General features: G+C 44.7%; 21 protein-coding genes. 19 read left to right on the forward strand and 2 right to left on the reverse strand.

Going from position 1 to position 18,479, the window contains the following annotated elements:
• The first annotated feature begins 79 nt into the window (after positions 1-79).
• From pstC to AC3IRK_RS04695, 15 genes are all read left to right on the forward strand, one after another.
• Positions 80-1,021, forward strand: coding sequence for a phosphate ABC transporter permease subunit PstC (pstC, locus tag AC3IRK_RS04625; RefSeq protein ID WP_489170452.1), 942 nt, complete (start codon positions 80-82; stop codon positions 1,019-1,021).
• Position 1,022: 1 nt separating this feature from the next.
• Positions 1,023-1,931, forward strand: coding sequence for a phosphate ABC transporter permease PstA (gene pstA / locus AC3IRK_RS04630; RefSeq protein WP_489170453.1), 909 nt, complete (start codon positions 1,023-1,025; stop codon positions 1,929-1,931).
• Positions 1,932-2,031: 100 nt separating this feature from the next.
• Complete coding sequence (gene pstB, locus AC3IRK_RS04635; protein ID WP_051524104.1) at positions 2,032-2,808, forward strand: phosphate ABC transporter ATP-binding protein PstB; 777 nt, start codon at positions 2,032-2,034, stop codon at positions 2,806-2,808.
• A gap of 17 nt (positions 2,809-2,825) precedes the next feature.
• Positions 2,826-3,488, forward strand: coding sequence for a phosphate signaling complex protein PhoU (gene phoU / locus AC3IRK_RS04640; protein WP_114596376.1), 663 nt, complete (start codon positions 2,826-2,828; stop codon positions 3,486-3,488).
• A gap of 107 nt (positions 3,489-3,595) precedes the next feature.
• Positions 3,596-4,333, forward strand: a complete 738-nt coding sequence (locus AC3IRK_RS04645) for a DUF4912 domain-containing protein (RefSeq protein WP_489170454.1) — start codon at positions 3,596-3,598, stop codon at positions 4,331-4,333.
• 39 nt (positions 4,334-4,372) lie between these two features.
• Positions 4,373-6,556, forward strand: a complete 2,184-nt coding sequence (locus tag AC3IRK_RS04650) for a 1,4-alpha-glucan branching protein domain-containing protein (protein WP_489170455.1) — start codon at positions 4,373-4,375, stop codon at positions 6,554-6,556.
• A 104-nt stretch (positions 6,557-6,660) separates the two neighbouring features.
• Positions 6,661-6,810 carry a 50S ribosomal protein L33 gene (rpmG, locus tag AC3IRK_RS04655; RefSeq protein ID WP_012369771.1) on the forward strand — a complete coding sequence of 50 codons (150 nt, stop codon included), beginning with the start codon at positions 6,661-6,663 and terminating at the stop codon, positions 6,808-6,810.
• A gap of 61 nt (positions 6,811-6,871) precedes the next feature.
• On the forward strand, positions 6,872-7,420 hold the full coding sequence (locus AC3IRK_RS04660) for a 5-formyltetrahydrofolate cyclo-ligase (RefSeq protein WP_131503159.1): 549 nt from the start codon (positions 6,872-6,874) through the stop codon (positions 7,418-7,420).
• On the forward strand, positions 7,411-8,190 hold the full coding sequence (locus AC3IRK_RS04665) for a DUF92 domain-containing protein (protein ID WP_131973190.1): 780 nt from the start codon (positions 7,411-7,413) through the stop codon (positions 8,188-8,190). The genes AC3IRK_RS04660 and AC3IRK_RS04665 overlap by 10 nt, the downstream gene beginning before the upstream one ends.
• Positions 8,191-8,357: 167 nt before the next feature.
• Positions 8,358-9,311, forward strand: a complete 954-nt coding sequence (locus tag AC3IRK_RS04670; protein ID WP_188005248.1) for an L-lactate dehydrogenase — start codon at positions 8,358-8,360, stop codon at positions 9,309-9,311.
• A 192-nt stretch (positions 9,312-9,503) separates the two neighbouring features.
• On the forward strand, positions 9,504-10,013 hold the full coding sequence (locus tag AC3IRK_RS04675; protein WP_114596370.1) for a GNAT family N-acetyltransferase: 510 nt from the start codon (positions 9,504-9,506) through the stop codon (positions 10,011-10,013).
• Between the two features lie 199 nt (positions 10,014-10,212).
• Positions 10,213-11,250: a M42 family metallopeptidase gene (locus tag AC3IRK_RS04680; protein WP_489170456.1), complete on the forward strand. Its 1,038-nt coding sequence runs from the start codon at positions 10,213-10,215 to the stop codon at positions 11,248-11,250.
• Positions 11,234-11,431, forward strand: a complete 198-nt coding sequence (locus AC3IRK_RS04685) for a YqgQ family protein (protein ID WP_131503155.1) — start codon at positions 11,234-11,236, stop codon at positions 11,429-11,431. Before AC3IRK_RS04680 ends, AC3IRK_RS04685 begins: the two co-directional genes overlap by 17 nt.
• A 77-nt stretch (positions 11,432-11,508) precedes the next feature.
• Complete coding sequence (locus AC3IRK_RS04690) at positions 11,509-12,465, forward strand: ROK family glucokinase (protein WP_131503154.1); 957 nt, start codon at positions 11,509-11,511, stop codon at positions 12,463-12,465.
• Positions 12,466-12,687: 222 nt separating this feature from the next.
• Positions 12,688-14,613, forward strand: a complete 1,926-nt coding sequence (locus AC3IRK_RS04695; protein ID WP_131503153.1) for an LTA synthase family protein — start codon at positions 12,688-12,690, stop codon at positions 14,611-14,613.
• Positions 14,614-14,722: 109 nt separating this feature from the next.
• Here AC3IRK_RS04695 and AC3IRK_RS04700 read toward each other — a convergent pair whose 3' ends face one another.
• A complete protein-coding gene (locus AC3IRK_RS04700) occupies positions 14,723-14,902 on the reverse strand; it encodes a DUF2759 domain-containing protein (RefSeq protein ID WP_012369780.1) in 180 nt (59 codons plus the stop codon).
• Positions 14,903-15,068: 166 nt separating this feature from the next.
• On the opposite strand from AC3IRK_RS04700, the gene AC3IRK_RS04705 reads away from it, so the two are divergent.
• Complete coding sequence (locus AC3IRK_RS04705) at positions 15,069-15,686, forward strand: MBL fold metallo-hydrolase (RefSeq protein WP_131503152.1); 618 nt, start codon at positions 15,069-15,071, stop codon at positions 15,684-15,686.
• Between the two features lie 53 nt (positions 15,687-15,739).
• Here AC3IRK_RS04705 and AC3IRK_RS04710 read toward each other — a convergent pair whose 3' ends face one another.
• A complete protein-coding gene (locus tag AC3IRK_RS04710; RefSeq protein WP_012369782.1) occupies positions 15,740-16,003 on the reverse strand; it encodes a DUF2626 family protein in 264 nt (87 codons plus the stop codon).
• 225 nt (positions 16,004-16,228) lie between these two features.
• Here AC3IRK_RS04710 and AC3IRK_RS04715 point away from each other — a divergent pair, with 225 nt between their 5' ends.
• The 3 genes from AC3IRK_RS04715 to AC3IRK_RS04725 are packed head-to-tail and all read left to right on the forward strand — an operon-like array spanning position 16,229 to position 18,473.
• Positions 16,229-16,615, forward strand: coding sequence for a Spx/MgsR family RNA polymerase-binding regulatory protein (locus tag AC3IRK_RS04715; RefSeq protein WP_131503151.1), 387 nt, complete (start codon positions 16,229-16,231; stop codon positions 16,613-16,615).
• Between the two features lie 59 nt (positions 16,616-16,674).
• Positions 16,675-17,517: an ATPase, T2SS/T4P/T4SS family gene (locus tag AC3IRK_RS04720; protein ID WP_131503150.1), complete on the forward strand. Its 843-nt coding sequence runs from the start codon at positions 16,675-16,677 to the stop codon at positions 17,515-17,517.
• A 29-nt stretch (positions 17,518-17,546) separates the two neighbouring features.
• On the forward strand, positions 17,547-18,473 hold the full coding sequence (locus tag AC3IRK_RS04725) for a type II secretion system F family protein (RefSeq protein ID WP_131503149.1): 927 nt from the start codon (positions 17,547-17,549) through the stop codon (positions 18,471-18,473).
• The last annotated feature ends 6 nt before the right edge of the window (positions 18,474-18,479 follow it).

The raw sequence follows: 18,479 nt of genomic DNA on the forward strand, positions 1-18,479 counted from the left end.
ACGGCCCGAAAAAAGGGAGATTTCCCTTTTTTGGGGTCCCGTTCTTATGTAGGTATGATGAAGTAGGGAGCGAAGAAGGGTGAATCCATCATCAAACAAATCGGTTCGCGAGCTGATCCAAAAGAACCGACAACAAAAATTCAGTATGAAAAACATCATGGAACGTTTTATGCCGATCGTACTATTTCTCTGTGCGTTCGTTTCAGTCGTTACGACCATCGGCATCATTCTCACGTTAGTTATTGAAACAGAACACTTCTTTGAAGTCGTCTCGTTCAAAGAATTCTTCGGCAGTACAAACTGGTACCCGCTGAACTCTCAACCGGAGTATGGAATTTGGCCGCTGGTCGTCGGAACCCTTGAAATTACCGTGATTGCGATGCTGGTTGCCGTGCCGATCGGACTCACTTCTGCGATTTATTTAAGTGAGTATGCATCAGAACGCGCCCGTCGTGTTCTCAAACCGATTCTTGAAGTATTAGCCGGCGTTCCGACAATCGTTTTCGGATTTTTCGCCTTAACGTTTGTTACACCGTTACTTGTTAAATTAATTCCGGGTCTTGCGATTTATAATGCGTTAAGTCCGGGGATTGTTGTCGGAATCATGATCATTCCGATGATTGCCTCGATTTCAGAGGATGCAATGAGCTCAGTTCCGAAAAAAATTCGGGACGGCGCATTGGCACTGGGTTCAACACGTCTTGAAGTCGCTTTAAAAGTGGTTGTTCCGGCTGCACTTTCCGGAATCATCGCTTCCATCGTTCTTGGTATGTCACGCGCAATCGGTGAAACAATGATCGTGACGATTGCCGGGGGATCAAACCCTACGGCTGCAGTTAATCCGTTGGAGCCGGTTCAGACGATGACGGCTTATATCGTTCAGGTTGCCCTTGGTGACGCAGGATATGGAACGATTGAATATTACAGTATCTACGCTGTCGGTACGTTGTTGTTCGTCTTTACTCTTTTGATGAACTTACTCGCGAACTGGATCACGCGTCGTTTCAGAGAGGAGTATTAAGATGGCCTTACCAGAAAAACAACCTGTACAAAAAAAATTTATTGATCCTGCTGCTGTGAAAAAATCAATCAGCCAACGTCTTGTCGTCAATAATGTCACGAAAATCATTTTCCTGATCGGACTGTTATTCGGTTTAGTCGTGCTTGGTATTCTTCTGTTTGGCGTCGTTCGCGACGGGGCAGCCTGGTTATCACTCGACTTTCTTCAAAATTCACCTTCACGCCGACCGGATCGTGCCGGGATTTATCCTGCGTTGATGGGCTCAATCTTCTTAATGCTCTTGATTATTCCGATGATTTTCATCCTGGGTGTCGGAGCTGCGATCTATTTAGAAGAGTATGCGAAAAAAGGACGGATGACTTCTTTCATCGAAGTCAACATCTCAAACTTAGCCGGTGTTCCGTCAATCGTTTTCGGATTACTCGGACTTACGTTTTTTGTTCGTAACATGGGCTTCGGATCGACCTTGATTGCCGGAGCACTCACGCTTGCGCTGATGAGTTTACCGGTCGTCATCGTGTCATCGCAAGAAGCGATTCGCGCCGTACCACAGGCAATGCGTCATGCCTCTCTAGCACTGGGTGCTTCGAAATGGCAGACGACATTCAAAGTTGTCTTACCCGCATCCCTTCCAGGGGTCATCACAGGAATCATCCTTGCCGTTTCACGGGCAATTGGAGAAACAGCACCGCTCATCATGGTCGGAGCAGCTATCTTCATCGCACGGGCGCCGGAAGGTATTTTCTCAGAGTTTACGGCCTTACCGATTCAAATCTACAACTGGACAAGCCGTCCGCAAGCTGACTTCCAAGGTCTTGCTGCTGCCGGAATCATCGTCCTGATGGTCATCCTCTTAACGATGAACTCACTTGCGATTTGGATTCGAAACCGTTTTTCAAAACGATACTAATCAACTGGATATAACGAATTACGTTCTGAATCACTAAGGAGGAACACAGATGATGGATACGAAGCTGACGACGAAACCAGCCAAAGAAGGGGTAAAAACAATGAATCAACCAGTAGCTGCGCGACAAAGTGTATACCGTGTAAATGATTTGAACCTATGGTACGGTGATGATCATGCTTTAAAAGATGTCAATCTTGATATTAAACAAAATGAAGTAACGGCAATCATCGGACCGTCAGGATGCGGAAAGTCGACATTCATCAAGACCTTGAACCGAATGGTCGAACTCGTTCCGATCGTACGGACGAATGGTGTCATTGAATACCATGGTCGTAATATCTTCGATAAGGATTATGAAGTCGAAGAATTACGGACATCGGTTGGAATGGTCTTTCAGCAACCAAACCCATTCCCGAAATCGATTTATGATAATATCGCTTATGGACCACGTGTTCATGGGGTGAAGAACAAAAAAATCTTGGATGAAATCGTTGAACGAAGCCTACGCGGAGCAGCGATTTGGGACGAAGTCAAGGACCGTTTGAACGAGAACGCTTACGGACTGTCAGGCGGACAACAACAACGTCTCTGCATCGCCCGTTGCCTGGCAATCGAGCCGGACGTCATCCTGATGGATGAACCGACATCCGCTCTCGACCCAATCTCGACGCTAAAAGTTGAAGAATTGGTACAGGAATTAAAAAAAGATTACTCGATCATCATCGTGACGCATAACATGCAACAAGCAGCACGTGTCTCTGATAAAACAGCTTTCTTCTTGAACGGTGAAGTCGTTGAATTCGATCAGACGGATCGAATTTTCTCAAATCCGAGTGACAAACGGACAGAAGACTATATCTCAGGACGATTCGGATAACGAGGAGGAACTTTTCAATGGCAGCAAATCGGACGATTTTTGGAGAAAACCTGGCAGTACTCGATCAAAAAGTATTTTTGTTAGCCCGGAAGACAATGCAACAGATTGCAACAACAGCGGAAGCACTCGAAAAGTATGACCGTGAGATTGCTCTTAAAGTCATCGAAAATGATAATGAGCTCGATGCACTCGAACTTGAAATCAACGACGATGCGATTTTACTGATCGCGAAACAACAACCGGTCGCGACTGATTTACGACGGTTGGTGACGGCAATGAAGATTGCGACGGATTTAGAGCGGATTGCTGACTACGCGGGAAATATCTCGAAAGCCGTTTTACGTGTCGAGACGTTCCCTTACGTGATTGACATCTCGTTATTAAAAGAAGCATTCGAAACATTACTGGATATGACGGAGACGGCAATCGTCGCGTATCGTGATGGCGATATTGAAAAAGCGAAGGCGCTGTCCGATCTCGATAACATCATTGATGACACGACCTATAAAGCGTTGCGCCAGTATATGCGGCATATGTCCCTGCAACCGGTTGTAGTGGATGAAATCATGCAATTCACAAATATTTGCCGGTATATCGAACGAATGGGCGACCATTTAACGAACGTAGGTGAGCATTTGATTTACATGGCAAAAGGAAAACACTATGATTTAAATAGCTAAGTACAGTAGGCTAGAGGGAAATCCTCAGCCTACTTTTTTTGTAAAGGATTTTGAAACAAGTTTGTAGAATAAGAAAGAAGTGAATAAAGAGAAAGAGGTGATAGGTAATGCTTGAAAAAATCATAAAATTAAAAGAACAAGGACTAACCATTAAACAAATTGCAGAAAAAGTGGAATCGACAGAAGGTAAGGTTAAATATGCCTGGAGTAAATACCGAAAGTCGCTAACGGAAAATAAAACAGTTTTAACGGAATCAGCTGCGGTCACCAAACCTAATAAGAAGAAGGCAGGCGTAACCGTGAGTGCTCCGAAACAAAACGAAATCGTACCGGCATTGACAGCAATCCCTTCATTGGAGCGAGATGCATTTGGAATGGCGACTCATTACGAAGACGACATCATCCATGCGATCGTCCAATCTCCGACATCTGTCTATGTTTACTGGGAATTGTCTGAATTGTCTCGAAAGATGCTTGAGACACATTACCACGCATCATTCGATTCATTCCGAAAAGAAATGCGGATCATTGATGTGACGTTACGCGATTACGAAAAAGGTGAAGCGAATCGTACGTATCAATTTGAATTGCCGGAAATGACGAATACATGGTTTGTCCGTCCGTTGATGCCGAACACTACATACATCATCGAATGGGGTATTCAAACCATCGACGGAGATTTTCTTCCTGTCCTCCGCTCAAAACCAATCGAGACACCACGAGACGAGCCTGTCGTAGATGGACGTTTTGCAGAGGTTGTTGCTCATTGGCAATATGGAGAACTGGAACAACCGGAATGGATCGAAGTCTTGCGTCCGTATTCCTATTTTGATCGCGTTCGCTGAAGATAACAGATAGAAAGCAGAAGGAGAGGAAGAACAGACATGCGCAAAGGTTATTTTTCATTAGTGTTACATGCCCATTTACCATATATCCGACATCGGGAAGCCAATCGTCTAGAAGAAAGATGGATGTACGAAGCCATCTCCGAAACGTATATTCCATTATTGTGGGAAATCGATCGCTTGGAGCGTCCGCTTGGTTGGACGATCAGTATCTCGCCACCCGTCATTGAGATGTTAGCAGATTCACTCATCCAAGATCGTTACGTGGAGCACCTGGACGATACGTTACGATTGATTGAACAGGAGTTACAACGCGATTTAGGGAACGAGGAACGTGATGCCTTGCTTTTCTATAAAGAACGGTACCACGACTTAAAAGTAACGTTTGAGCATTGGGGCCGGAACTTAAACAGCGCCTTCCGTCATTATAAAGAACAAGGGTATCTTGAGTTGATGACGTGTACCGCGACACACGGATTCAGTCCGCACATGTTGTCGGAACAAGCAGCACGGTCTGAAATCCAAACCGGATTAAACTGTTTCGAACGCCATTACGGCTATCGTCCGACGGGTCTGTGGATGCCGGAATGTGCGTATACGCCAGGTCTTGATAAGATCATGTACGAAGAAGGAATCCGGTATACGTTCGTTGACGAACATTCTATCCTGAATGCGGATCCTGCCCCGAAACACGGGATTGGTGCACCTGTCTATTCGCCGCATGGTGTTGCATTGTTCCCGCGTGATCAAATCATCTCGGGCCGGATTTGGAGTTCGGTCATCGGTTATCCTGGGCATCCGGATTACCGTGAGTTTTACCGCGACCTTGCATATGACCGCGAATGGGATCAAATCGCCGAATTCATGCATCCAGAAGGACTTCGTTACGATACAGGATTAAAACTTCACCGGGTGACGGGCGAGTCGGATCAAAAAGAATATTATGTCCGGGATTGGGCTTGGAAACGGACAGATGTCCATGCGACTGATTTTGCGGAAGCACTTGCCAACCATTTAGATGAGCAGAGCGCACAAGATTTTCCACCATTCCTCGTGACGGCACCGTTCGATGCTGAGTTATTTGGACATTGGTGGTTCGAAGGGCCGGACTTCCTCGGAAAAACGATGGAACGATTCGAAGATTACGGGATTGAGTCGATTTCTCCGGCGATGTTTTTGGAACGTCACTTCCAGGATATCGAAACGGTTCACATTGCGATGGGAACGTGGGGACGCAAAGGTTATGCGGATGTCTGGATCAATGAACGCAACGATTGGATGATCCGTCACTTGCACCAACTTGAAAAACGTTTGGCAGGCGTCGTTGCCCGGAATCGTCATCAGGATGAATTGACGGTGAAAGCCAAACGTCAGTTGATTCGCGAATATCTGCTTGCCGTCTCGAGTGACTGGCCGTTTATTCTCGATGGACAGACAACGGCACAATATGCAGCGAACCGGTTCCGTGAACATATTAAACGATTTGAAGAAACGGAACGTCGTCTCGATGCGCAGGAGCTGACGCTTGATTGGCTAGAAGAGCGGTATGCAGAATATCCGTTCCTCGCTGATACCGACATTGAACCGGATGTCTTCCTGACTCCGCATGATTATTATGTGGCCGTTCAACGTGAGGTATCGTGGAACAGCGAAGCTATTTTACTTGTGACGACGCAATACGATGATTCAAACCGTCCCGTTGCGGAATATGCGAAACGATTAGCCGCATCAGGTGAAAATGTTTATGTCATTACATCAGGGACAGCCGGTTATCAGCATCAAGACGGTGTGCATGTCTATCAGGTCGAGGTCAATGGTCTACCGCTCGTTCAGACGTATAATCAATTGGCCGGCTTAAATCTGGCAGTCTTGCGTCAAGCACAGGCATTGAATAAAATCGTCGAGTTCCGACTTGTTCATAACTTTAATATGGAGACGGCTTCAGCGGCTCAATCCTTTGCTGAAATGAACGGCTTACCACTTGTCAGCAACGTGTATGACTTGGAAAGCGAACGTTCTCCGTCAGGAACAGGTGGGCTTGTCGTAGCAATCAAGCGACTCGAAGGAGAAGCATTACGTCATTCAGACGTCATTTATCTCGAGCGAGAAGAAGCAAGAAACGGGATCGAACATGATTATCATGTCGCAAAAGAACTGCGTACATTCCAGGTGGACCTTGAAAATCCATACCAGCATGTAATGAATCCAAAAAAGAACGGATGAACAGTTGCAATTCACTTCCTTTCTTGGTACGATACTTGAGTATGCTTAACCTTATGTAAAGCAAAAATACTTGATACATCGAGAGCTAGATAGGAGGGAATCCCATGCGCGTTAAAATTACTTTGGCTTGCACTGAAACTGGTGACCGTACTTATATCACTAAGAAGAACAAGCGTAACAACCCAGAGCGTCTTGAGTTGAAGAAATACAACCCACGTCTCCGTAAGCACACACTTCACCGTGAAGTAAAATAATTGAGATGGAAGCCGTCACCTTGTGTGATGGCTTTTTTGTTGAATAAGGGGGATTCGCAAGATGGAAAAACGGGAAATTCGGCGATTTATTACAGATCAGTTAAATCAGTTAGAGCATCGTGAACAAAAAGAACAGCAGATTTATGATTATTTGTTTGCTTTACCGGAGTGGAAAAATGCTCAATCCATTGCCATCACACTTTCCTTTCGCAACGAATGTGCGACAGAGCCGATTATTTTGAAGGCCTGGGAACTGGGGAAACAGGTTGTCATTCCGAAAGTCATGCACCAGGAGATGCGATTTTTTGAATACTTACCGAACAGCCCATTGATAGAAACAAAGATGGGCATTCGGGAACCGGATGACCAGGCGGTAGAGAGGTCTTTGAGTGCAGTGGACCTTTGCATCGTTCCGGGACGGGCGTTCACACGTCAAGGCTACCGTGTAGGGTGGGGAGGCGGTTTTTATGATCGGGTATTAGCTGATTATCATGGCCATACGTTAGCGGTTGCGTTTGAGCGTCAACTGGTTTCTGCGTTCGAAGTGGAACCCTTCGATCAACCGGTTCAGCAGATTGTAACCGAGTCTGAGGTCGTTGTATGCCAGTAATCTACGGTATTTTATTTTGTTTTTTCCTCGGCTATATCGGATACCGGCTGCGTTTGCTGACCATCAGCGGCAGTATTTGGACGCTTGTCGTCGGGGCGCTTGTCCTGTCCGGATTCGGTTACCCCGGGCTTCTGATGTTATTGCTTTTTTTCGGCAGTTCCAGTCTGTTGTCGAAACTTGGGAAACGAAGAAAACAGTCGGTGAATCAAATCGTCGAAAAAGACGGACCGCGTGACGGCTGGCAGGTTCTTGCGAACGGAGGGATCGCAGCGTTGGCTTCGATGGGATTTCTCTGGACAGAACACACATCGTTTCTTGTCTTATTTTTGATCGTGCTGGCTGCGTCAAATGCCGACACATGGGCTTCTGAAATTGGTCCTTTGTCAAAAAAAAATCCTTTTCTCTTAACGGGACGGCGTGTACCGGCTGGAACGAGCGGCGCAATTTCAATCCTTGGGACGACCGCAACGATTGTCGGCGCCTTGTTCATAGCGACAGCAGGCGATCTACTGTTCGACTTATCGACGGACATCTGGTTGTTGGTGACGTTAGGCGGCATCATAGGAAGTTTGTTTGATACATTGTTCGGCGGGACGGTCCAGCGGAAATTTCGATGTGTGGTTTGCCTCAAAGAAACAGAAAAACGTCTTCACCACAATCAACCGACTCTTTATGTAAAGGGATGGAAATGGCTTGGGAATGACGGAGTCAACTTTTTGTCGAGTACGTTAGCCGGAATGTTTGGTTTTATTGTGTATCGAATGTGGTAAGTGGAAATGGAAGATGTCGCTTTTCCTTATGTTAGGATATTATTGACACAAATTAGACAAGATGTGAACGGTTTCATAAATACCTAAACTTTGTGAAAGATGTTACAATCTATTTGTGAGATAGTTAACAAACTTTTAAATTACCTTCAGAAGGGTGGATATAAAGGATGGAATTACATGCGAAAGTGACACGTGTAGCGTTAATTGGTGCGGGGGCTGTTGGTTCAAGCTTTGCCTATCAGATGTCGACGGCGGGATTGTGTGAAGAATTGGTGATCATCGATGTGAATAAAGCCAAAGCAGAGGGCGAAGCGATGGATTTAAATCACGGGACACCTTTCAGTTCTTCCCCGATGCGCATCTGGGCAGGGGATTACTCAGACTGTAAGGATGCGGAAGTGATTGTTATCACGGCAGGGGCGCCACAAAAACCGGGCGAAACCCGACTCGATCTTGTTGCTAAAAATGCGTTGATCATGAAAGAAATGATACGCCAAATCATGGAATCTGGTTTTGATGGCATCATCGTCGTTGCATCTAACCCGGTTGACATCATGGCTCATCTGGCATGGAAATATTCCGGTCTTCCAAAATCCCGTGTCTTTGGATCAGGTACGGTTCTTGATACGGCCCGTTTGCGTCAAATGCTCGGTGAATACTTCCATATCGATTCCCGTAATGCGCATGCCTACATTCTTGGAGAGCACGGGGACACGGAATTTGCAGCCTGGAGCAACTCACGGATCTATGGTAAAACGATTGATGAATTGTTAGCGGAAAATGATCGTTACTCTCAAGCGGATCTTGATCAAATTTATATCAATGTCCGGGATGCAGCGTATCACATCATCGAACGAAAAGGGGCGACCTATTATGCGATTGGTCTTGGACTTGTTCGAATCGTCCGGGCGATTCTCGGAAATGAGAACTGTCTCTTAACGGTCGGAGCACATGTCGACGGACAGTATGGGATTTCCGGTATCCATATCGGTGTACCCGCAATCATCAACCGGCAAGGTGTTCGGGAAATCATCGAAGTTTCTTTAACGGAAGAAGAACTTAAAAAATTCCATCACTCAGCAGAAGTGTTGCGTCAAACGATGGAACCTGTTCTCCGTTAATATTGAGCCGACCGCCTAAAGCGAAAAAATCATTCTTTTTCGACAAATCGAAAAGGAGTGATTTTTTTTGTGCTGAAAATTCCGGATTAAACTAGGTTTTATTTTACTAGAAAAAGGTTATGTAAAGGATAGAAGAGTTTCTCATGTCATATTGTCTAATAGTAAAAACGCATAAAGGGGAGAAAGACAGTCATGTATACATTTCGGAAGTTAACGAAAGAAGATGCAGAACAGTATTGGAGTCTTCGACTGGAAGGATTAAAAAATCATCCAGATGCGTTTGGTCATTCGTTTGATGATGAACAACAAACACCAATTAAAGATGTTCAAGAAGGGCTGGAAGGCGATCCGGATTCGGATGAAGTATGGCTCGGAATATTTGACGGTGAAAAGTTATTTGGATTTGGTCAGGTCAAGCCGTACGAATTATCACGCGAGTCGCATAAAGCGATGATTTCTGGTGTGTATGTGTCACCGGATTATCGTGGCGGAACAGGACGTGCTCTAATGGAAGCGTTGATTGAAGAGGCAAAGCAACTTCCTGATGTCGAACAAGTCATCCTGGCAGTGCTTTCCGGCAATGAGGCCGCTCAGAACCTGTATGAATCACTGGGCTTTGAAGTATACGCGGAAGATCCGGACTCCGTTAAACTGGAAGATGGAACATACCGCGATGATATCTGGATGAAAAAATACGTCTAATGGAGGATGAATCAATTCCTTTTTAAAATTGGTTCGAAGGGAAGATTAGACGTATGAAAAGTCTTAGAGTCAATGTAAATTGAATCTACGACTTTTTTTATTCAGCAGGAAGGCAATCGAAGCAGTGAATGAGTACCCGCCTGTTCCATCTTTTGGTATCATATAAAGGGAAAAACATTCGAAAAAAGGAGTGAAACACATGCAGGCAGTTGTTCAGACGATTCGTGACTTAGTGGAGATTCCTAGTCCGACGGGATTCACCGTTCATGCACTTACATATGTAGAAAACCGGTTCAAAGAAGAAGAGATTACATATAAAAAATTAGAAAAAGGGGCTTTGCTTGCCATGTTGCCGGGGCAGTCGTCGCGGATTCGGTTACTGACAGCACATGTCGATACGTTAGGGGCGATGGTGAAGGAAATCTTACCAACCGGTCGTCTCAGTCTATCGCAGCTTGGCGGCTATGCGTGGACAGCTATTGAGGGAGAAAACTGTTTAGTTCATAAAATGGATGGACAAACCGTTTCCGGAACGATTGTCTTCCATCATTCAAGTGTCCACACGTCACGTGTGACGAATACGGAAGAACGGAGTGCGACGAATATCGAGGTCCGACTCGACATCCGTTCGACAACGGCAGAAGAAACAAGGGTTGCCGGAATCGAAGTAGGTGACGTCGTAACGTTTGATCCACGGTTCGTTCATACGGAAACGGGATTCGTAAAATCACGACACCTTGATGACAAGGCGTCTGTTGCTTTATTGTTGGAGCTCGTCAAGAAATGGAAAACGCTGACGTTACCGCATCCTGTCCACATTCTCATCTCCAATTATGAAGAAGTGGGCTTTGGAGGAAATGCCGGTTTTTCAGAAGATGTCGCGGAATACATCGCAGTCGACATGGGAGCGCTTGGAGAAGGACAACATTCGGATGAGTATACGGTTTCGATTTGTGCAAAAGACGGTTCCGGTCCGTATGATCTTGCGTTACGTCATCAGTTCACACGTTTAGCGCAACAGCATACGATTCCATACAAAGTGGATATCTATCCCTATTACAGTTCGGATGCTTCAGCGGCCGTCCATGCCGGACATGATGTCCGGCACGGATTACTCGGTCCCGGGATTGAATCGAGTCATTCTTACGAACGGACACACGAGACATCCCTTCAAGCCACATACGATTTACTCGATGTATTTGTAAAGGAGCCGATGAACGATGAAAACACTTTATGATGTTCAGCAATTGCTCAAATCATATGGAACGATTGTGTACCTCGGTGACCGGGAATCGGATATTGCGATGATGATGCTTGAACTGGACGAACTTGAGCAGGCCGGTGTGCTGGAAAAAAAACAATATGATTCCGCAAAAGTGATTTTAGCATACGAACTACAACAATCGAGAAAAGCATGAAAAGCTTGTGCAACCCTTTGCACAAGCAGATGAATCGGCTAAAATAAAAGGGAAGAATTTTTTATCATGAGGGAGTTATGACGATGAAGTGGTTACTGGGTGTGGATATCGGTGGAACGACGGTCAAGATGGCGATTCTGGATTTACAAGGAATCATCGTAGAAAAATGGGAAATTGAAACGGTCATCTTAAATGATGGCGGACAAATTCCGGGAGACATCGCCCGTTCTTTCTTTGAAAAATGTCAGCAAAGCAACAAGCGGGTCGAAGACTTTGTCGGCGCTGGAATCGGTGCGCCGGGATTCATCGACTTTAATACGGGTGTCGTCGAAAAAGCGGTCAATATCGGTTGGAACAATTTTGAACTCGTCGGAGAGTTTGAACGTTTAACAGGATTGCCCGCTGTGATTGAGAACGATGCGAATGCAGCGGCGATCGGTGAGATGTGGAAAGGGGCAGGGAGCGGAGCGACAGAGCTGCTTGCCGTCACACTGGGGACAGGTGTTGGTGGTGGTTTAATCACCAACGGACAAATCGTTCACGGAACAGTCGGTATGGCCGGTGAAATCGGTCATATCACGATGTTGCCGGAAGGTGGCGTCATGTGTGGTTGCGGCCGTAAAGGTTGTTTGGAAACAATTGCTTCTGCAACGGGTGTCGCCCGACTGGGTCTTGAAAAACGAAAAGGACAAATTACTTCTTTGAATAATATCAAAGCGGTTACGGCAAAAGATGTATTTGAAGCCTATTCGCAAGGGGATGCGGTAGCGACGGAAGTTGTCGAAGAAGTGACATTCCATCTTGGACTTGCTATTTCGAATTTGGCAAACAGTTTTAATCCTGAGATCATTGTCATCGGCGGTGGTGTTTCAAAAGCCGGCGATGCGTTGATGACTCCTTTAAAGGAATCGTTCGAACGATTTGCTTTACCTCGTGTCTTTGGATCAACGACCTTCAAAATCGCGGAACTCGGTAACGATGCCGGGGTCATTGGCTGCGCTTGGCTAGCCAAACAAATGTTTTTAAAAAAGTAATCATATGATTTATTTTTAAGAAGATTCGAGAAATCGAATCTTTTTTTTGTTTACATACGTAATAAAAGTATGTGATTGTAAAGTATCGACCGGATTCCGGTTGCATTTTTGTAAAAGTAAGCGTAAAATTTTCACGTGATACGGGTATAAATAGAATATGACATGTAAGACGTGTAAAAGTTCGATTAAAAAGGACACACGTATATTAGGAGGCAGGTTTTTATGCAGCAAGACTCAAGCATCTGGTCGCGTATGCGGCTAAAGGTGGGTCAAGGTGTGCGCAGCACGTATAAGGAGCACAAGCTCTTTTGGATTGCGACACTTCTGATTTGGTTAAAAACATATTTAGCGTATACGCTCTTTTTCAATGTGCCGGTCACCAATTCGGCACAGGCATTCATCTTACTGATTAACCCAATCAGTTCGGCACTGTTTATGTTTGGATTCAGTTTCTTCTTCCGTGGGAACGTTCAAAAATGGTTCATCTACGGGACCCTTGTCGTGGCGACATTCGTCCTGTATGCGGATATCATTTTCTTCCGTTTCTTTAATGATTACCTGACATTACCGGTTCTGTTCCAAACATCGAATGCAGAGACGGTTTCAGCGTCGCTCGGTTCATTGTTATCATGGGCGGATCTTCTGATTGTCGGGGACTTATTGATTCTTCCGTTTTTCTTACGGAAAATGGATATGTCGAAAAATATCGCGTCGCGTGGACGTGCGATTCTCGCTTTCGTTGCAGCGACAGCCGTTTTCCTAGGCAACCTGGCACTTGCGGAAACAGAACGCCCAGAATTACTAACACGTGCGTTTGACCGCGAACTGCTCGTCAAAAATATCGGAACGTTTAACTTCCATATGTACGATGCGTTGATTCAATCGAAAACATCAGCGCAAAAGGCAATGGCCGACAGTTCTGAGCTTTCTGAAGTTCAAAACTTTGCAGATTCAAAGTATGCTACACCAAATCCGGCAATGTTTGGGAAGTACAAAGGGAAAAACGTCATCGTCGTTTCATTTGAGTCGGCTCAATCGTTTGCTGTCGGTTTAAAAGCACCGAATGGGCAGGAAGTCACACCGAACCTTAATAAACTGATCAAAGACTCGCACTATTGGGATAATTTCTATCACAATACAGGACAAGGGAAAACATCGGATGCCGAGTTTATCTTGGAAAACTCGATTTATCCACTTGGTCGCGGATCAGCATTCTTTACAAACGGCGAAAATGAATTCCGTGCCACACCTGAAATGTTAAAAGAAGACGGCTATTATTCAGCTGTATTCCATGCAAACAACAAATCATTCTGGAACCGCGATATCGTGTACAACAGTTTCGGAGTCGATCGTTTCTTCTCGGAAACCGATTACGATTTAGGTAATCCAGAAGATTTAACAGAATGGGGACTACTGGACGACAAGTTTTTTGAGCAATCGTTACCGATGCTAAAAGATCTTCCGCGCCCGTTCTACTCGAAATTCATTACGTTGACGAACCATTATCCGTTCGAAATGCCGAAACCGGAAGATGAGCTCGTGCCACCACTTGAAACGAGTTCGACGACATTAAATCATTATGTTCAAGCACTCGCATACCAAGATATGGCGCTCGGTAAGTTCATCGAAGGATTAAAGAAAGACGGCACATGGGATGATACGATTTTCATGCTGTACGGCGATCATTACGGAATCTCGACGAATCACAATGCTGCGATGGCAGAATTGTTGAAAAAAGATGAGTTAACACCGTATGATGTTGCTCAATTGCAACGTGTACCATTTGTCATCCACTTGCCTGGGCAAGACAAAGGCGTCAAACATGATGATGTTGCAAGTCAAATTGACATCAAGCCGACGTTGTTAAATCTGCTTGGTTACAATTTCAAGGATGAAGTATTGTTCGGAACGGATCTGTTCTCAAAAGAACATAAAGATTATGCATTGTTCCGAGACGGTTCTGTCGTAACTGATAAGACAGTCTACACACAAGAGACATGTTATGACCGTAAAACCGGTGAAGAAGTCACGGATGAGAAAGACAGCGCAATCTGTAAAGAGTCTGTCAAACAATCTGAGAAAGAACTAGGTTTATCGGATAAAGTCATTTATGGCGATTTGTTGCGTTTCTTACAAACGTCTAAATAATCAAAAAGACGGGAGCGATGTTAAATCGTTCCCGTCTTTTTTGAGAGAGTAGACAAAAAAAGGTCAGCTTTCCGTTGTGGAAAGCTGACCTTTTTTTTGTAAAACATGATTATGACGGAATTCCGCCGAAAATCAATGTCGCAATACCAAACCAACCGAATAAGATTACAGTCAGTCCAGCAAATACGAGTGGAAACATTTGACGTTTCTTAAGTGAACGCAAGACGGCCCAAACACCGACGAGTGCAACGATAAAGAAAAGCCAACCGATTGGTTGATCCAAATGCATGACGTACTCCCCCTTAAAAAATCACGTTATGAAGTTCACGAAGATTTCACTTAAATCTCACTTTTTAGTTTAGCCGACTGAGCGAATAAAGTCGAGAGGGCGGGCGACGAACTTTCGACAATTTCGTGTATAGTAGAGAAGAATATCAACAAAGGAGTTTGATGAGATGGAAATCGTAAGTATTACTTCAGGTATGGCTTCGGAAAACGGCTATCTTCTTTTTAAAGACGGGAAATGTCTCGTCATTGATCCGGGAACCGAAGATATACGTTTTTTTGACGAAATTGAAAAGCGCGGAGCAAAGGTCGAAGCAATCCTTTTGACGCATGCTCATTTTGATCATATTGGTGGTGTGGATATGTTGCGACGTTTTACGTCTGCACCTGCCTATATTCATCCAAAGGAAATGAAATGGTTATCGAATCCGAACCTCAACGGGTCCATCAAGTTCAATATGCCGCCTTTAAAAGTGAAACCGGCCGAACAGTTACTGGCAAGCGGTCTGTTGGAAATTGGACCATTCCAGTTTCATGTCATGGAAACACCGGGGCATTCACCGGGCAGTGTCACGTTTTATTTTAAAAAAGAGCAGGTCGCCTTTGCAGGTGATTTGATTTTCAAGCGCAGTGTCGGTCGAACCGATCTCGAAGGCGGCGATCAAGAAGTACTGACGCGGTCCGTCGATCGTGTCATTGCAGAGATTCCACACGATACGATGTTTTATCCGGGGCACGGACCGGAAACGACGTTACGGCAGGAAATCAAACACAATCCATTTTTTTAAGGAAATATAAAAAAAGCCCCTCGTCTTCATTCGAAGGCGAGGGGCTTTTTTGTTCACATTTGGAAATTGGACCAATACGTGAAGACGATAAAGAATACTGTTAAGTACGCTGCAAAAATGTAGACATACGTTTTTTCAGTTAGGCGAAGATAGCCTAATGCTGCAAAGAATACTGTTTGTGCCAAGAAGACGAAGCCCATAACTAAAAATGAATCCGTATGTTCACTTGAGCTAGCATCTCCACCTAGAGCGCCGATAAATGCCATGACTGCAATAATTCCAGTCCAAAATCCGAGTACGCGGTACATTCTCCCCATTCATATAACCCCCTAAATCCGACAGATAGTCAATATACGTACTTATTTTACCAAGCAAACAATCATCCGTCCATCATGTTCTAGTGTTTGTTAAGGAATAACTGTGAACAAAAGATGAAGTTTGAAAAAAACTTGTACAATAGTTGTACAAAAGGTGTACAAAACGAAAAAGGCATGGTATAGTTTCTGTAATGAGAAGCGTAGATTTTGAGAGGAGGAGCAATAATGGCGAATGAGTTGATATTTTTCACATATCCAAGCTGTACATCTTGTCGTAAAACGAAATCATGGTTAAAAGAGGAACATGTTGATGTAGAGGAACGTCATCTGTTCAGAAATGCTCCAACCGTAGATGAATTGATGGAATTACTAAAACTTTCAACGGATGGAATCGAAAGTTTACTGGCAACACGCAGTCAGGCTTTTAAAGATTTAGGGATCAATGTTGATGACATGAAACTAAGCGAACTACTTCGTTTGATGAGTGACAATCCTAAATTATTGCGTCGCCCAATCATTACTGACGGGAAACAACTTGTAATCGGGTATGATAAACCAGGACTCGAAACACTTGCGAAACGTAAGAACCGAATTATTGCTCAAGTATCTTAAAGAAGCCGATTTGTTTCGGCTTCTTTTTTTTTGTATTTTTTGAATAAGGAGGTGTTGGATTGAGAAAAGAGATCAGTCGATTGATTCATCAATTTGAAGCAGTCGGTGCGACCGATGTCCACTTTATTCCGGGTGACCGGTCGGCCCAAGTCATTTGTCGGGCGAATGGAGGGTTGGAAGAACAATCCTCGGTATCAATTGAACAGTATCGGACGATTGTCAGTCACATTCGTTATGAAGCCAACTTAAAGGAGCAAAATGAACGAATCCCTCAAAGTGGCCTCTATCCTCTTGAAGAGAGCGGAATGCGTGTCTCCATCTTACCGAGTCGATATGGTGATGCCATGTCCTGGCGTTTTTACCGTGCGGTTGTTTCGGATGAGGTTGCGGCAAGTTTGCTTGATCCCGAACAGGATTTGATCTGGTTAAAACAGCAAACACATGGATGCATCATCATTTCTGGAACGACAGGCGCAGGAAAGACAACGATGTTGTACTCGTTAATGGCCTCAATGGACGGGAAAAGGATCATCTCGGTCGAGGATCCAATCGAATGTAGCGTACCGGGGATTTTACAACTGGAGTTAAATGCAAAGGCTGGTTTTGACGCAACCCGGTGTTTTGAAGAAATTCTCCGGGCCGATCCAGACTGGATTGCTTTCGGCGAAGTGAGAACAGCTGAGGCAGCACGGTTGACGATCAATGCGGCACTGAGCGGTCATGTCGTTTTGTTTACCTTGCATGCAGGATCGATTGAAGAGGCCTTGTTGCGATTAAGAACGTTAGGAGTAACAAATGAAGAATTGTCCGTCTGTAAAAAAATCATCCACTTGTACCGGGAGGAGGGAGACGTTCGCTGTACCGTCGAAAACTTACAAGCGCTAGTAAATGTCGGTTCTTAAATCGATTTCATCGTCTCTTATCTAAAGGAATCTCGACAAAAGAGGCACTGGATATATTGGTCCGTTTTGAAGATCCGTTGCTCATTCCGGTGATTCATGAGATTCAAGTCCGACTGCAACAAGGCAATCGACTCTCCTTTTCCCTTGAACCGTTAAAACTGCCGACAGCTTTACAACAATTACTTACAGTAGGAGATCAGACGGAACGTCCGCTGATGATTTTACGACAAGTCATTCGGTTACTGGAGCTTGAAAGTCAGATGAAAAAGAAATTTTGGAAGATGGCCCGTTATCCGATTGTCTTGGCAGCCAGTCTGTTGCTACTGTTCATGTTTTATGCTCTTTATGTGTTTCCTTCCTTATTGGAGATGTCGAATCCGGCTACCTTACCTCCATTCGTTCGTCCCCTCCTTCATTCTTCAGCAAAATATGTCATGGCGTTTGCTCCTGTCACGACGGTGATCGGACTTGTTCTCCTGATTCGGCATATTCCGATGAAGCGTTTGCTTCGTATGAAGATGATTCAAAAAATGCTGCGTTTGTATTACAGCTACTTGTTTACAATCGAGGTCGGTTCTTTTATCGATGCCGGATTTTCATTAGAAGAAGCTTTTCATGCTTTGGAACAAGGGCAAACCGGAAAAAAGAAACAGATGTATCAGGTGCTGCACCACCGCCAAAAAAGTGGTCAACCGTTATCGGAGGCAATGCAGGATGAAAATATCATTGATGTCGAAACTGTCGGATTGGTTCATATTGCGCGGGAAAGTGGTGATTTAGGTCCTTTATTACTGGAGCAAGCGGCATTATTGCATGAATCAATTGAGGAAGAAGTCGAAAAGAAACTGTTATTGATTGAACCGGCATTGTACGGAGGATTAACCGTTATGACAGGAACACTGTTTTTAATCCTCTACTATCCGATTCAACTCGCTATTCAGCAACTTCCATTTTAAAGAGAT

The organism is Exiguobacterium sp. GL_137, assembly GCF_057834585.1.

What these genes read in the sequence shown, in the direction of transcription:
- AC3IRK_RS04685 (WP_131503155.1), top strand. Translation starts at nt 11,234, where the DNA reads ATGAAAACACTTTATGATGTTCAGCAATTGCTCAAATCATATGGAACG.
- AC3IRK_RS04715 (WP_131503151.1), top strand. Translation starts at nt 16,229, where the DNA reads ATGGCGAATGAGTTGATATTTTTCACATATCCAAGCTGTACATCTTGT.
- AC3IRK_RS04705 (WP_131503152.1), top strand. Translation starts at nt 15,069, where the DNA reads ATGGAAATCGTAAGTATTACTTCAGGTATGGCTTCGGAAAACGGCTAT.
- AC3IRK_RS04695 (WP_131503153.1), top strand. Translation starts at nt 12,688, where the DNA reads ATGCAGCAAGACTCAAGCATCTGGTCGCGTATGCGGCTAAAGGTGGGT.
- AC3IRK_RS04670 (WP_188005248.1), top strand. Translation starts at nt 8,358, where the DNA reads ATGGAATTACATGCGAAAGTGACACGTGTAGCGTTAATTGGTGCGGGG.
- AC3IRK_RS04650 (WP_489170455.1), top strand. Translation starts at nt 4,373, where the DNA reads ATGCGCAAAGGTTATTTTTCATTAGTGTTACATGCCCATTTACCATAT.
- phoU (WP_114596376.1), top strand. Translation starts at nt 2,826, where the DNA reads ATGGCAGCAAATCGGACGATTTTTGGAGAAAACCTGGCAGTACTCGAT.
- AC3IRK_RS04665 (WP_131973190.1), top strand. Translation starts at nt 7,411, where the DNA reads ATGCCAGTAATCTACGGTATTTTATTTTGTTTTTTCCTCGGCTATATC.
- rpmG (WP_012369771.1), top strand. Translation starts at nt 6,661, where the DNA reads ATGCGCGTTAAAATTACTTTGGCTTGCACTGAAACTGGTGACCGTACT.
- AC3IRK_RS04710 (WP_012369782.1), bottom strand. Translation starts at nt 16,003, where the DNA reads ATGGGGAGAATGTACCGCGTACTCGGATTTTGGACTGGAATTATTGCA.
- pstA (WP_489170453.1), top strand. Translation starts at nt 1,023, where the DNA reads ATGGCCTTACCAGAAAAACAACCTGTACAAAAAAAATTTATTGATCCT.
- AC3IRK_RS04645 (WP_489170454.1), top strand. Translation starts at nt 3,596, where the DNA reads ATGCTTGAAAAAATCATAAAATTAAAAGAACAAGGACTAACCATTAAA.
- AC3IRK_RS04690 (WP_131503154.1), top strand. Translation starts at nt 11,509, where the DNA reads ATGACGATGAAGTGGTTACTGGGTGTGGATATCGGTGGAACGACGGTC.
- AC3IRK_RS04675 (WP_114596370.1), top strand. Translation starts at nt 9,504, where the DNA reads ATGTATACATTTCGGAAGTTAACGAAAGAAGATGCAGAACAGTATTGG.
- AC3IRK_RS04660 (WP_131503159.1), top strand. Translation starts at nt 6,872, where the DNA reads ATGGAAAAACGGGAAATTCGGCGATTTATTACAGATCAGTTAAATCAG.
- pstB (WP_051524104.1), top strand. Translation starts at nt 2,032, where the DNA reads ATGAATCAACCAGTAGCTGCGCGACAAAGTGTATACCGTGTAAATGAT.
- AC3IRK_RS04700 (WP_012369780.1), bottom strand. Translation starts at nt 14,902, where the DNA reads ATGCATTTGGATCAACCAATCGGTTGGCTTTTCTTTATCGTTGCACTC.
- AC3IRK_RS04680 (WP_489170456.1), top strand. Translation starts at nt 10,213, where the DNA reads ATGCAGGCAGTTGTTCAGACGATTCGTGACTTAGTGGAGATTCCTAGT.